Annotated in this window: 15 protein-coding genes and 2 pseudogenes; 10 read left to right on the top strand and 7 right to left on the bottom strand. The window is 43.7% G+C overall.

What is annotated here, in order from left to right:
• Window positions 1-15 precede the first annotated feature (15 nt).
• Window positions 16-1,389: an MATE family efflux transporter gene (locus tag INE92_RS00700; RefSeq protein ID WP_015532534.1), complete on the bottom strand. Its 1,374-nt coding sequence runs from the start codon at window positions 1,387-1,389 to the stop codon at window positions 16-18.
• A gap of 120 nt (window positions 1,390-1,509) precedes the next feature.
• Window positions 1,510-1,713 (bottom strand): hypothetical protein, encoded by a 204-nt coding sequence (locus INE92_RS00695; protein ID WP_225472758.1) that lies wholly within the window; start codon window positions 1,711-1,713, stop codon window positions 1,510-1,512.
• Between the two features lie 184 nt (window positions 1,714-1,897).
• Between INE92_RS00695 and INE92_RS00690 the strand changes: the two genes are divergently transcribed.
• The 5 genes and pseudogenes from INE92_RS00690 to INE92_RS00670 form a co-directional block, all read left to right on the top strand.
• Window positions 1,898-2,197, top strand: coding sequence for a nitrous oxide-stimulated promoter family protein (locus tag INE92_RS00690; RefSeq protein WP_049703237.1), 300 nt, complete (start codon window positions 1,898-1,900; stop codon window positions 2,195-2,197).
• A 20-nt stretch (window positions 2,198-2,217) separates the two neighbouring features.
• Complete coding sequence (locus INE92_RS00685; RefSeq protein ID WP_015532531.1) at window positions 2,218-2,949, top strand: SDR family NAD(P)-dependent oxidoreductase; 732 nt, start codon at window positions 2,218-2,220, stop codon at window positions 2,947-2,949.
• A gap of 118 nt (window positions 2,950-3,067) precedes the next feature.
• A pseudogene (locus INE92_RS00680) lies at window positions 3,068-3,193 on the top strand (zinc ribbon domain-containing protein); the annotation flags it as partial.
• Window positions 3,194-3,324: 131 nt separating this feature from the next.
• Window positions 3,325-4,683, top strand: a complete 1,359-nt coding sequence (locus INE92_RS00675; RefSeq protein ID WP_172725346.1) for a transposase — start codon at window positions 3,325-3,327, stop codon at window positions 4,681-4,683.
• 225 nt (window positions 4,684-4,908) lie between these two features.
• Window positions 4,909-5,055 (top strand): annotated as a pseudogene (locus INE92_RS00670) (zinc ribbon domain-containing protein); the annotation flags it as partial.
• 85 nt (window positions 5,056-5,140) lie between these two features.
• Here the strand turns inward: INE92_RS00670 and INE92_RS00665 are convergent.
• Together INE92_RS00665 and INE92_RS00660 are read right to left on the bottom strand one after the other, a co-directional pair.
• The gene (locus INE92_RS00665; protein ID WP_004314771.1) at window positions 5,141-5,416 is read right to left on the bottom strand and encodes a GNAT family N-acetyltransferase; all 276 of its coding nucleotides are present in this window, start codon (window positions 5,414-5,416) and stop codon (window positions 5,141-5,143) included.
• Between the two features lie 180 nt (window positions 5,417-5,596).
• Window positions 5,597-6,910, bottom strand: coding sequence for a TIGR01777 family oxidoreductase (locus tag INE92_RS00660; protein WP_195436780.1), 1,314 nt, complete (start codon window positions 6,908-6,910; stop codon window positions 5,597-5,599).
• 311 nt (window positions 6,911-7,221) lie between these two features.
• Here INE92_RS00660 and INE92_RS00650 point away from each other — a divergent pair, with 311 nt between their 5' ends.
• Window positions 7,222-8,202, top strand: coding sequence for a lytic transglycosylase domain-containing protein (locus INE92_RS00650; protein ID WP_008021109.1), 981 nt, complete (start codon window positions 7,222-7,224; stop codon window positions 8,200-8,202).
• A 131-nt stretch (window positions 8,203-8,333) separates the two neighbouring features.
• Window positions 8,334-9,203 (top strand): ion transporter, encoded by an 870-nt coding sequence (locus tag INE92_RS00645; protein ID WP_004314767.1) that lies wholly within the window; start codon window positions 8,334-8,336, stop codon window positions 9,201-9,203.
• 3 nt (window positions 9,204-9,206) lie between these two features.
• On the opposite strand, the gene INE92_RS00640 is transcribed toward INE92_RS00645, so the two are convergent.
• Window positions 9,207-9,575 carry a ribosomal maturation YjgA family protein gene (locus tag INE92_RS00640; RefSeq protein ID WP_004314766.1) on the bottom strand — a complete coding sequence of 123 codons (369 nt, stop codon included), beginning with the start codon at window positions 9,573-9,575 and terminating at the stop codon, window positions 9,207-9,209.
• A gap of 175 nt (window positions 9,576-9,750) precedes the next feature.
• On the opposite strand from INE92_RS00640, the gene INE92_RS00635 reads away from it, so the two are divergent.
• The 3 genes from INE92_RS00635 (at window position 9,751) to INE92_RS00625 (ending at window position 11,169) form a co-directional block, all read left to right on the top strand.
• Window positions 9,751-10,419, top strand: coding sequence for an MgtC/SapB family protein (locus INE92_RS00635; RefSeq protein ID WP_004314765.1), 669 nt, complete (start codon window positions 9,751-9,753; stop codon window positions 10,417-10,419).
• Between the two features lie 82 nt (window positions 10,420-10,501).
• Complete coding sequence (locus INE92_RS00630; RefSeq protein ID WP_008644356.1) at window positions 10,502-10,867, top strand: type II toxin-antitoxin system RelE/ParE family toxin; 366 nt, start codon at window positions 10,502-10,504, stop codon at window positions 10,865-10,867.
• Entirely contained in the window at window positions 10,855-11,169 is a 315-nt protein-coding gene (locus INE92_RS00625) for a helix-turn-helix domain-containing protein (protein ID WP_004314764.1), read from the top strand. The genes INE92_RS00630 and INE92_RS00625 overlap by 13 nt, the downstream gene beginning before the upstream one ends.
• Before the next feature lie 6 nt (window positions 11,170-11,175).
• On the opposite strand, the gene INE92_RS00620 is transcribed toward INE92_RS00625, so the two are convergent.
• Complete coding sequence (locus INE92_RS00620) at window positions 11,176-11,949, bottom strand: TIGR03915 family putative DNA repair protein (RefSeq protein ID WP_008016343.1); 774 nt, start codon at window positions 11,947-11,949, stop codon at window positions 11,176-11,178.
• 186 nt (window positions 11,950-12,135) lie between these two features.
• The gene (locus INE92_RS00615) at window positions 12,136-13,398 is read right to left on the bottom strand and encodes a putative DNA modification/repair radical SAM protein (protein WP_004314762.1); all 1,263 of its coding nucleotides are present in this window, start codon (window positions 13,396-13,398) and stop codon (window positions 12,136-12,138) included.
• Window positions 13,399-13,638: the final 240 nt, after the last annotated feature.

The following is a 13,638-nucleotide window of genomic DNA, read 5'->3' as shown; positions in this document are numbered from 1 at the left end:
CCTGAAAAAAGACAATTATGCAACAGTCTGCTGTACAGTCGAACTCGTAAATACCTGCTTCTTCAACCTGCGATAAACGTAGATAAAGGCCGGCACGAGGAATAAGTCTGCCGCTATCCAAGCCATCGGATCACCGTAGCAGACAGCAATAAAACCGAATACCGGTACGGCATAGAGACTGACAAGAATACGAGCAATCATCTCCGCCACTCCGGAGAACATGGCAAGATTGGTAAAGCCCACTCCCTGAATGGTATAACGCAAGATGCACAACAAACCAAGCATCGGGAAGAACATACAGGAGACATGCAGGAACAACTCCGTATCCAGCAGAATCTCCGTTTCCGACGGGTCTACGAAGATCAACGCGAAATATTTAGCCCCTACCATCAGAAGAAGGAACGTGAAGGCCGCATAAATAATCATCATCAGAGCACTAGCCTTGATTCCCAACCAAATACGTTCCGGTTTACCCGCTCCGTAATTCTGTCCGCTATATGTAGCCATCGCAATGCCCAAACTTTCGAACGTACAGATAAAGAACATCTTGATGCGCATAGCAGACGTAAAGGCTGCCACACACGCCGTTCCCAAGGCATTATTCGCACTCTGAAGCATGATGCTGCCGATAGCCGTGATAGAAAACTGCAATCCCATAGGCACACCGATGTAGAGCAGCGTCTTAGCCAGTTTCGACTGGAACCGGCGTTCTTTCGGAGTACCCTGCAATATTTCAAACTTCCGGTACATATAAATGTAGCAGAGAACAGCCGACAATCCTTGCGAAAAGACAGTAGCAATAGCAGCTCCCGCCACTCCCCAGTCAAGTACCAGAATACAGAACAAGTCGAGAATGATATTCAGAACAGCAGCAAACAGCAGAAACCAGAAAGGCGTCTTACTGTCTCCCAACGCACGGATAATGCTCGAAAGAAGATTGTAGAAAAACGTACACGGCACACCGATGAAAGTGACAAGCAGATAAGCATAAGCCCCTTCAAAAATATTCTCCGGTGTACGCATGATCCGAAGAATATCCTCACATAAAATACAGGTGAGAAGTGCAATTACCACCGACATTCCCGCAGCCAGTTTCAGACTGACAGCCACATAACTGCGCATCGTACTGTAATCCCGCGCCCCAAACTTCTGCGCAACGGGTATTCCGAACCCTCCGCAACATCCATTGCAGAACCCGAGAATGAGAAATACCACTGACGTGCTTGCTCCAACAGAAGCTAACGCGTTTATTCCCAAGAACTTTCCTACAATTGCAGCATCAACAAGCGAATACGTTTGTTGCAACAGATTGCCGAGTAAAAGCGGCAGTGTAAACTTTAAAATGAGAGGTAATGCCGGCCCTGCCGTCATTTCTTTAGAAGTTGCCATACGTCTATGTTCTAAAATTGGGCGCAAAGATACATAAAATCCAACGAATTAATCCTTGTTTCCCGTCCCTCTTTTAGTTGACATAAATCAAAAAATTGTGATTAATCACTAAACAGTTAATCACTTAATAAGTCGTTTAGGCGAACCATGCCACGAACAACCCAGGCAGAAAACCTCTGTCAGGTCGAACCCTTCCATCGAATCTTCCGGATATTTGGGAACGACTTCACCATTTTCGAGCACATAAACCAGCAGCCTTTCCCCCTGTTCATTCTTCACATACATGGCTGCAATCTTGCATTGCGGACATAATAACTTTTTCATGCCGCAAAGATACAGATTGTTTCCGTCATCCACAAGCTCTTCAGAAGATGTTTCAAAAAGCCTGTTCATGATTTACCATCAGAAAAGAAAATACCCACCAAAAAGATGCATTTTAACAAAATACGCCTGTGATTCTGCATAATCTTCGCTATCTTTGTCAATCCAAAGTGTAAAGAAGAAAGAGATGAAGGTATCACGCATCGCACACGAAAAGAAAACAGTAGAGTTAATGATCCGCCTCTATTGTCGGAAAAAAGAAAAAAACAAGACTCTTTGTACCGACTGTGAAGAGTTGCTTCGCTATGCGCATGCCCGTCTCGACCGTTGTCCGTTTGGAGAGAAAAAGGGTGCATGCAAAGAGTGCACGGTACATTGCTACAAGCCTGTCCTGCGCGAACGAATGCGACAGGTAATGCGTTTTTCCGGACCGAGAATGTTGTTCTATGCACCCTGGCAAACCATACGACATTTATTGAACCTATAACTTACTAAAAAAAATCAGTAATGAAAAAAGCCATTATCATAGGGGCCACCTCCGGTATCGGACAAGAAGTTGCAAAATGCCTGTTACTGGAAGGCTGGAAAATAGGAGTAGCCGGCAGACGGCAATCTTCTCTCGAAAACCTGCAACGGGCAGCACCGGATCAAATTCAAATCCAAGCATTAGACGTAACCCAAGAGGATGCAAGCGAAAAGCTGAATCTGCTCATCGACAAACTAGGCGGCATGGATTTGTTTCTTCTTAGTTCCGGCATCGGTTTCCAGAATATGGACCTGAACATGGAAGTAGAACTGAACACAGCACACACCAATGTAGCAGGCTTTATCCGAATGGTAGATACCGCTTTCACGTACTTCAAGAAAAACGGAGGCGGACATCTGGCCGTTATCAGTTCCATTGCCGGAACGAAAGGGCTCGGAGTTGCTCCTGCCTATTCCGCCACCAAACGTTTTCAAAACACTTATATAGATGCGCTCGAACAACTGTCATACCTGCAAAAGCTACATATCCGTTTTACCGATATTCGTCCCGGATTTGTAGCCACCGATTTACTGAATGACGGAAAGCATTATCCACTGCTGATGGACGCCGCCGAAGTGGGCCGTCATATCTCCTGGTCGCTGAAGCGCAAACAACGGGTAGCAGTAATCGACTGGCGTTACCGGATTCTGGTGTTTTTCTGGAAAATGATTCCCCGCTGGATGTGGAAACGCCTGCCGGTAAAAACAAATTAACCCCAAAAGTGAACAAGCCCGGAAATGAACAGGTAATTAGCAAGATCGGATAACTCCTATTCCAATAATTCTACCTATATTTGTCCTGTAACATAAACTTATAATCTAACAAAAAAAGATGGAACAAAAAATTTGTCAGAGTTGCGGTATGCCGATAGACGACTCAACTTTTGGAAAAGAAGCAGACGGTAGCAAGAATCAGGATTATTGCCACTATTGCTATGCGGACGGACATTTCACGAAGGGATATTCCTAAAATAATAAAATTTAAGGCAACTAATTCATTGCGAGTTAGTTGCCTTTTTTGTATCTTTAAGCATTCCCCCCAAAAAACGGTTTGACGGCCAAAACGGGGGTAATTAAAAATAAAAACACATGGTAAAGATACAAAAAATCTCAGAAATCGAACCTTGTTTAGGTTTTACCGAGTTCGATATGCTTAAAAAATATCGTCAAAGTTTTGCAACGAGTGAATTAGGTCGCCTCCATTCTCTGTTCCCTTTCTCGGAACTGGCCCGACAAATGCATTTGAAGTCCTCTCCTTTTGGGCGTAAAAGTTATTTTTCTCCCGAAGGTAAAATAGCCTTGATGGTCTTGAAGTCCTATACCAACTTTTCCGATGCACAACTGATTGAGCATTTAAACGGTAATATTCATTACCAGTTATTTTGTGGTGTTCAGATTGATCCGCTTCATCCACTAACCAATCCTAAAATCGTTAGTGCAATTCGTCAGGAACTAGCGGATCGCCTTGACGTTGAGTCCCTCCAGCTCATTCTTGCCGAGCATTGGACACCTTATCTTGAGAACCTTCATGTCTGTATGACCGATGCCACCTGTTATGAAAGTCATCTGCGTTTCCCTACTGATACCAAACTCTTATGGGAAGGTATTGTATGGCTTCATCGTCATCTGTGCAAACATTGCCAGACCTTGCACATACAACGTCCCCGTAACAAGTATCTTGATGTACGCCGTGCCTATCTTGCTTATAGCAAACTGCGTAAACGCAGGAAATCACAGACTCGTATGCTTACACGAAGGTTACTTCAGTTATTGGAAAAGTTACTTGACCAGCTGGAGCTGCTTCATTCATCCTACAGGAACAGGCTTACACTATCCTCTGATTACCAAAGACGTTTCTCGGTCATACAGACAGTCCTTGAGCAAGGGAAGAATTTATTTGCAGGCAAAAAAGTGTCCAACCGTATCGTGAGTATCGACCGGCATTACCTTCGCCCCATTATCAGAGGCAAGGAAACCAAATCCGTTGAATTCGGAGCCAAAGTCAACAATATACAGATAGACGGAATCTCCTTTATAGAACATATCTCCTTTAAGGCTTTTAACGAAGGAGTACGTTTGAAAGACTGTATTCATCTGCAACAACAACTGACCGGGGTTAGGGTTAAGGCGCTTGCGGCGGATTCAATCTATGCCAATAATGCCAACCGGAAATTTTGTACAAAATATCATATAAGTACTTCCTTTAAGCGTAAGGGCAGAGCTGCCAAAGATGAGCCGCTTCGGAAAATCTTACGGTCGGAACTCAGCCGTGAAAGAGCTACCCGCCTGGAAGGAAGTTTTGGAACGCAGAAACAACATTACTCACTGGCCAGGATAAAAGCTAGAAACAGGAAAACGGAAGTACTTTGGATTTTCTTTGGGATACATACAGCCAATGCGGTATGTATGATAGAAAAGGTCGAAAAGAAAAAAAGAAAGGCAGCATAATCTAACTAAAATAACAGGAAAAACAGGAGAGGTTTTAACTTCCCCTAAAAAAGACATGTACATAATGCATGGGTGGGAAGGAAAAAATAAGAATATGTAAACAATATTCTACAAAAAAGATAGAAGACTGGGAGAGTTGAACGAAAAAATCAAGAGAAAAGCTCACGTAAAGCAAAGCTTTTCTCTTGATTTTTTAGAAAGAGGAACATTTACTGAATATCCCTCACGAAAGAGTGTACGATGGACGAAATGATCGAACTCAACCTGAATTACCTCGATGAGTTTAATAAAGACTCGGAAGTGAAATACACGGTGGAAGAAGCACGTAAAACGATGAAAGAGTTCTTCCCCCAGTTGAAGAGATGGAAATAATCAATCATGAATATAGAAATGTGTCGAAAATAACCTAAAACCATATCTCGACACATTTTTACATTCTAAAGCTTTTTCACTGAAATCAATCACTATTGCCATTCAGTTCCGGATGGCGTTCCAACCACTTCACTGCGTAAGAACAGGTGGCTTTCGGTTTCATTCCGTTGGCTATTGCGTAGTCGTACGCAGCTTTCACCAATGCAGCGGCTATTCCGCGACCTTCTATCGGGCGGGGCACGATGGTATGAATGATGTCGAGAGAATCACCTAAGAGGCGATATTGCACAAAGGCGGTACGACCGTCTACTTCTGTCTTAAACAAATGCTGTTCGGGCTGATGAATAATTTCGTAATCCATAATCTATGTTGTTTTAAAGTTCATTATTGTTTTAAGTACTCTTGCCTAATAATTATCTATTATCAGGCACGGATTTTACGTTTTTTTTTCAAAATGACGCATAGATAAAGCAACAGTGTTCATCAGCGTAATTCGTGCCTAGATTTATTATATAAACTAATTATGAAAGCATATTTATAATCAAAATTGTTCTATCCATTGCAACCGGTTGGTATCGTAACCGCGGCGTTCGGCAGCGGTGACGAGTTTCTTTTTGATTTCCTCGGGCAGTTGCGGCGTGCGGCTTAGTATCCAGAGATATTTATCGGTGCTGCTGCCTACAAGGGCATAGTTGTAATTCTCTTCATCCAGCTCCAATATGTAATAATCAGAGTAGAAATTAAGGAAGAAAGAGACTTTCAGTTTACCCGGTTGCGCGGAATCGGGTATCTTGGCGTGTCCGTTGGCAGTCTTGCAGATATCATAAGGAGAATTGCGCTTGCATCCCCGGTTCTCCACACGAATCGTACCGTCGGGACGAAGCGTGTAAGTGGCCGTGACATCTACCAGTCCGTGTTCGAAACGGTTCTCGTAGCGGGCTATTTCGTACCAAAGTCCCATATATCGGTTCAGGTCGAGAGAGGAGACCGTAGTGTGATCCGTACCTTTAAAAAGACGTTCGACAGTAGGGATGGAAAAACGAAACCCGGCTTCCGTCAGACGTGTCGGGCGGACTTTCTGACCGGCTGTAAAGAAAGAAGCCGCTTCACCGTAAAATATACGGAAAGCCCGCTGCGGAGCAATAATCGTTGTCCATGCCTGATAAGCTTTTCCCATCTCACGGGTAAAAGAATATTGCGAAATCTGTTGCGGAGCCACCAGATTATACACACCCCGCGTTTCTTCGTGGGCGATAAAAAACTCCATGGCACGGCAAAGGTCGTGCATGGCTATCCACGGGAAAGACTGGGTGCCGGGACCGATGGCGGTAGCTACCTTCGTGGCTTGCAAAGGACGAAGCATCTGCTGCATCGCTCCCCCATCCGGAGAAAGCACTACGCCAAAGCGTGTAATGACGAGCCGGGTAGGTTGGGGACAGTGTTTGGCTTCTTTTTCCCATGCATAACAGAGATCGGAAAGAAAACCGTCGCCACGGGTACGGGTATATTCGTCCGCTTCCACTTCCGGAGGATAATAGCCCACGGCGGAAGCTGAAATCATCAGTTTCGGTTTTGTCTTGACGGCATTTAACGCACGGATAATACGGTGCGTCACCACAATGCGGCTGTTGAACAATTCCTGTTTGTACTCCGGTGTCCAACGCTTATTGATGGGTGCGCCAGCCAGGTTGATGATTACGTCGCAATGCGTCAATGTCTGAATCAAATGTCCGGACATACCTTCGCGGAACATCGATCTTCCCAAGGGAATAATCCGGTGTCCGCCCTTTTCTGTGAGATAATTGGAAAGATGTTTACCTATATATCCGGTAGCTCCGGTCATTGCTATATTCATCTTGATTCATTATTTATTTTAACTCTATTAGAAAAACGTATAAAATGCAAGAAAAGTTCTTTGAAAAAAACAAAATGGGGCTATCTTTGCAAGGCAGACTTTAATACTGAAAGAAAAAAATCTCTGAACAGACTGACAAAGAGAGAGAAAATTTGTTCTATCAAATAAAGGAGACGATGAACGGCATCTACAAACAGGGCGGACGGAATACAGAAAGCGATCTGTTTGGAGAGAATGGCAAGTATGTGAACAGTCCGACAAAGTCTGAACAAGAAACTGAATGGTATTAACTGAAATAATGAAATAAATAAATGAAGAAACAAACTAAAATCAACTATATTCTTACGCTCATATTAGTATTTTGCATCGGCGCATCCATTCCTGTATTGACAGGCAGCAGCCAGGTGACCGAACAACATTCCGCCAAATCGGAAGTTCCTTATTGCGTCACCTCGCCCACCGTTCCCGCCCAGGTTACTTTTGACGGAGAAACCATTGACCTCCGCCGCTATGACCGCCGCGAACGGATGGATCGTGAGATGATGGCTTTCACCTATATGCATTCCACCACCATGTTACTGATAAAACGTGCCAACCGATACTTCCCCATCATAGAACCGATACTGAAAGCCAACGGCATCCCCGACGACTTCAAATACCTGATGGTAATCGAAAGTAACCTGAACAACATCGCCCGCTCTCCGGCAGGAGCAGCAGGACTGTGGCAGTTTATGCCCGCCACCGGACGGGAATTCGGACTGGAAGTGAACGACAACGTAGACGAACGCTACCACATTGAAAAAGCAACCGTAGCCGCCTGTAAATATTTCAAACAAGCGTATGCCAAATATGGAGACTGGATGGCTGTCTCCGCCGCCTACAATGCCGGACAGGGACGTATCTCCTCCCAACTCGACAAACAACTGGCAAGTCATGCCATGGACTTATGGCTGGTAGAAGAAACTTCCCGCTATATGTTCCGCATATTGGCAGCCAAAGAGATATTCAACAACCCGCAACGTTACGGGTTTCTGTTGAAGCGGGAACATCTGTATCCGCCCATTCCCTACAAAAAGGTGACCGTCTCCACTAGCATCAATGATTTGAATGATTATGCCAAATCACAAGGTATCACATACGCACAACTCCGTGATGCCAACCCCTGGCTGCGCGACACCTCATTAAGGAACAAGACCGGAAAGACATACACCCTCTATATTCCCACACAAGAAGGTATGTATTACGATCCGAAAAAAACAGAGGCTTATAATAAACAATGGGTCATTGACTGAAAATCCTCTCCCCCCAACCTCTTCTCATAGCGGAAAACGGAGTTTGCACTGCCCATTCACAGCCAAACAACCTCTTTCTACAAGAAGATGCCGGAGGAACGTCCAAATAGCATTTAGTATGAACTGTTAGTATGAAACTGAAAGAAAGAATCCATCGTTTTTTACATGACGAAAAACTGAAACGAAAGTTGTACGTCATCATCTTCGAATCGGACACTCCCGCCGGGAAACTGTTCGACGTGATTCTGATCGGCTGTATTCTAGTCAGCGTACTGCTTGTCATCATCGAAAGTCTGAAAGGACTTCCCAGCTTTCTGACGACTCCGTTCGTCATTATGGAGTACCTTTTCACCGCTTTCTTCACTTTCGAGTACCTGACGAGAATCTACTGCTCGCCCCGTCCCCGGAAATACATATTCAGCTTCTTCGGAATCGTAGACTTGCTAGCCACCCTTCCGCTCTACATCGGCCTGCTCTTCCCCGGTGCACGCTATCTGCTCATCATCCGTGCTTTCCGCCTGATACGGGTATTCCGTGTCTTCAAGCTCTTCAACTTTCTGAATGAGGGCGAACGACTGCTCACCGCCTTACGCGAAAGCAGCAAGAAGATTGCGGTATTCTTCTTATTTGTCGTTATCCTGGTGACTTCCATCGGTACGCTGATGTATATGATTGAAGGAACACAACCCAACTCCCAGTTCAACAACATCCCGAACAGCATTTACTGGGCTATCGTCACCATGACTACCGTAGGCTATGGAGACATCACCCCCGTCACCGGTTTCGGGAAGTTCCTTTCCGCCTGTGTCATGCTAATCGGTTACACAATTATTGCCGTACCGACAGGGATCGTATCTGCCTCCATGATGAAAGACTACAAACGCAGAAGAGACAAAGAATGTCCCAACTGCCATCGCTCCGGACACGAAGACAATGCCGAATTTTGCAAATATTGCGGACATCATCTGAATCCGTCCGAAACAGACTTGGAAAAGAAATAAATTTTACGACTTATGCTGAAAGAAACGCTCGAATAAAACAATAAACACACAGCCCACCGCATAACAAGCTATGTCCGCCCAATCGAACGTAGAGCCCAGAATGATTCTGGCTACACGGTTCGTGATCCCCAATGTTTCCACCAACTGGAAGTATTGTAGCACTTCCACAAAACAGGCAAAAAGAAAGACATAAAACGGCATCCGCGGAATTCCTGTCGGGAGAAATATCCTCACAAAACTATACACCAGCACTACCACCAGCATATCTCCGACATAAGGACGTATGAAATTGTCACGCACATATAAAGCTATCAATACCTCGATGCAAAAGATCAGCAGAAAGCTGATTATATAAAAAAATCTTTTCTTCATTATTCACTCAATCACAGGATTAAACATTCATTTGAGTCTGCGAATATACGATAAAATAGATCGAATACGTTCAAATATTACTAAATGATTGATCCATAAAAGAGAAATAATTGTATATTTATAGTTCCAAGTATTTTTCCACAAACAATAAAAAAACAGAAAGGAGATTGAACACATGATGTTGAACATAGATTTCGTCATTCGTTTATTGGTCGCCGGCATACTGGGGGCGATCATCGGACTAGATCGTGAATACCGTGCCAAAGAAGCCGGATACCGTACTCATTTCCTCGTATCGCTAGGCAGTGCCCTGATTATGATTGTTTCCCAATACGGATTTCAGGAGATTATAAAAGAAAGCAGTGTCACGCTCGACCCCAGTCGTGTGGCGGCACAAGTCGTCAGTGGCATCGGATTTATCGGTGCGGGAACCATCATCTTCCAAAAGCAGATTGTACGCGGACTGACTACCGCCGCAGGAATCTGGGCAACTGCCGGTATCGGACTGGCAGTAGGCGCAGGAATGTACACCATCGGAATCGCTGCCATGGTATTGACCCTCATCGGACTGGAATTACTTAGTTACCTGTTTAAAAGCATCGGAATGAAAAGCTCGATGGTTTCTTTCTCTACTTCCAACAAAGACACTCTGAAACAGATAGCGGACAGATTCAACTCTAAAGACTACCTGATAGTCTCTTATGAGATGGAAACGTTGCATAAGGGCGAAGCAGAGTTTTATCAGGTGAGCATGGTCATCAAGTCGAAACGAAATAACGATGAAGGACATTTGCTTTCATTGATACAGGAGTTTCCGGAGGTAACAGTGCAGCGGATTGAATAATTGAAGAAATAATGTATAAAAAGCATAGTTGTTTCCATATATGGAACTATTTTTATTATCTTTGTAGGATAAAACCCAATTAATGGAACCAAAAGCAAAGTTTAAAATAGTATATTCTGAAGAAGCAGACAATTTTCTGAATCTATTACCATCAAAAGTAAAGGAGAAAATTATCTATAACATAGCAAAGTCTAAGTTTGTTATTGACCCGGAGCTCTTTAAAAAGCTAGATAATACAGATATATGGGAATTTAGGACACTATACAATAAAACCCAATACAGACTATTAGCTTTTTGGGACAAAGTAGATGAAGTAGATATCTTAGTAATAGCTACTCATGGTTTTATAAAGAAAACCCAAAAAACACCTCCCAAAGAGATAACAAAGGCAGAAGAGATAAGAAAGATATATTTTAATTCTAAAAAAATAAAGATATGGAAAAAATGAAATTCTATACGGAAGAGGAAATAACAGATAAGCATATAGGGAAAAAAGGAACCCTTGCACGTGATAAGTTTGAAGGAGATTTGCAGTCTTTTCTTATTGGCGAAGCTATCAGAAAAGCCAGACAATCCAAGAATCTCACTCAAGAAGAGTTAGGAAATTTAATAGGAGTACAAAGAGCACAAATATCACGGATAGAGAACGGGAAAAATCTCACTCTCTCTACCCTGTCAAAAGTTTTTAAGGCAATGGGAATAAGCGCCAAATTAGAAATCGGTAACCTGGGGAAAGTTGCCTTATGGTAGACTCTGCTATTTCTGCTTTTCCGTCAGATACTTCCAATAACGTACAGGCATATCCTGCCTGTGCTTTCTCGGGTTCATACGTTCTTTGATACAAATGGCCTTGAAATAAGTTTTCCAGAGTTGTTGGAAAAGTTTCTCATCCTTGTCCATCAGACTTTCATCCAGCATCCCCGTAATCAGATGGGATTCACGGCTGTCATCATCAAACGAGATGGTTGTCACCTCCTGCAAGTCATAATAAAAACCATAACGGCGTTTCATGTCGTAGATAATCCACTTCTGATCGGCAAAACGGTCTTTGAAATGGTGAACGGTAAGAGGAAGCGCATTATACTGCGGTTCGAAAGCCGCAAAGAATGTACCATCCGCAGCTTTCTGAAAACGGACAAACTGCATCAGATGCACACGTTCGCCATCCACTTTCTTCCATATTTGCGCCAATCGCAAAATGTCCGGATCGCCAAAATTGGTTTCGATGGAACGGGGTGCGTCGATCGCTTTACGGATATAACGAAAAATGAGCATCCCTACCTCCGGAAGCTCCGACAGCCAACTTTGTGTGAGGCAGCCCAAAGCAGATACAGAGACTTTCTTCTGCAATCCCCGCCACACACGCCCTGCCTTTTCTTCATCAGTGACTACAGTATGCAACTCATCATAAAATAAGGGCAAAGCATCTCCTTCCGACAACAAATCATCGGGAAAGGTCTTGCGAAAATAGGCGTCGAACACAGCAGTCAGCAGACCATCAAAGCTTTTATCGTAAACGAAAACTTTCAAGATTTCTGATTTATGATTTATGATTTCCGGGTTATGATTTATTTTTAGGCACGGATTACAGGGATTAATGCGGATTCTTTGCAGCAATGACAACACTAAAAACCGTGTAATCCGTGTAATCCGTACCTAAATTATTATATAAGCTAATTAACATACTTAGTAATTCGTTTAATCAGAATTCATAAATCAGAAATCAAATCGTAATTGTCGTTCATCCACTTTCTTTTTTGGTTTCGGGAGCAATAAGCTACGTACCCGTTGCGGCGAAAGTTCGTTCACAGTCAGCATTTGGAGAGGCAGTTCTTTGCAGGTGATGAAATATTGCGCCTTCTTCATCACCACTCCTATCTTCTTCAGTTCATAAAAACCCAGTCGCGAAAAACGGCGGGAGGCGACAATCAACTTCGCCGACTTCACTCCCACTCCCGGCACACGGAGCAACATTTCGTAGTCCGCTTTGTTGATGTCGACAGGAAACTGTTCGGGATGGCGCAAAGCCCACGAGAGTTTCGGGTCTATCTCGAGGTCGAGATCCGGATAGGCATCATCCACAATTTCGTCCACCTTGAATTGGTAAAAGCGCAATAACCAGTCAGCTTGATAGAGCCGGTTTTCACGTACCAAGGGTGGTTGCTTCAATGCCGGAAGACGTTTATCGTATGTATTCACAGAAACGTAGCCCGAATAGTAGACACGCTTCATGGTCGGCCGTCCGTAAAGAGCCGACGAAAGGAAAAGAATATCTTTATCCGACTCGGAGGTAGCGCCTACAATCACCTGGGTACTTTGTCCCGCAGGCGCGAAACGGGGTGCATGGCGGAACTTCTGCCGCTCTTCCTTACTCTCCAACACACCTTGCTGAATGTATTTCATCGGAGCAAATACACTTTTATGATCTTTCTCCGGTGCAAGGAGTTTCAGGTTTTCTTCTTTGGGAATTTCGACGTTGACACTCAAACGGTCGGCATACAGCCCGGCCTCATTCACCAATTCACGACTGGCACCGGGAATACTCTTGAGATGAATATAACCGTTAAACCGGTACACTTGCCGCAAATCTTTGGCTACACGCACCAGTCTCTCCATCGTATAGTCCGGATTGCGGACCACTCCGGAACTAAGAAACAACCCTTCAATGTAGTTACGACGATAGAATTCCATCGTCAGTTCCACCAATTCCGAAACGGAAAATGTGGCGCGGGGAAGATCGTTGCTACGCCGGTTGATACAGTAGGCACAGTCGTAGATACAATAATTGGTAAGCATGATTTTCAATAGCGAGATACACCGCCCGTCCTCGGCAAAGCTGTGGCAAATCCCCCATCCTCCGACAGTGTTTCCCAGCGTGCCCGGCTTATTGGAGCGCACCGTACCACTGGAAGAACAAGAAACATCGTACTTGGCAGATTCCGCAAGTATCTTCAGTTTAGCTAAGACGTTTTCGTTCATAATTCCCAATCTTGATTCTTTTCGCAAATATACGATTTAATTTGAGATGCGTATAGAAGAAAAAAAGTTTAGCAAATATATCAATACAAAACAAGTCAAATTTTATGATACAAAAAGCTACGCTTAAAAAAGGAGTTTACCAGATACAATATTTTATTACATAGATCAAATAAGATAATAAAATAAATCGATTATTTTATCACAACAAATATATTTTCATTAACTTTGCAAAGTCAACAC

The organism is Bacteroides xylanisolvens, from assembly GCF_018289135.1.
Lineage (GTDB): Bacteria > Bacteroidota > Bacteroidia > Bacteroidales > Bacteroidaceae > Bacteroides > Bacteroides xylanisolvens.
This window is presented reverse-complemented; position numbering and strand designations above follow the sequence as displayed.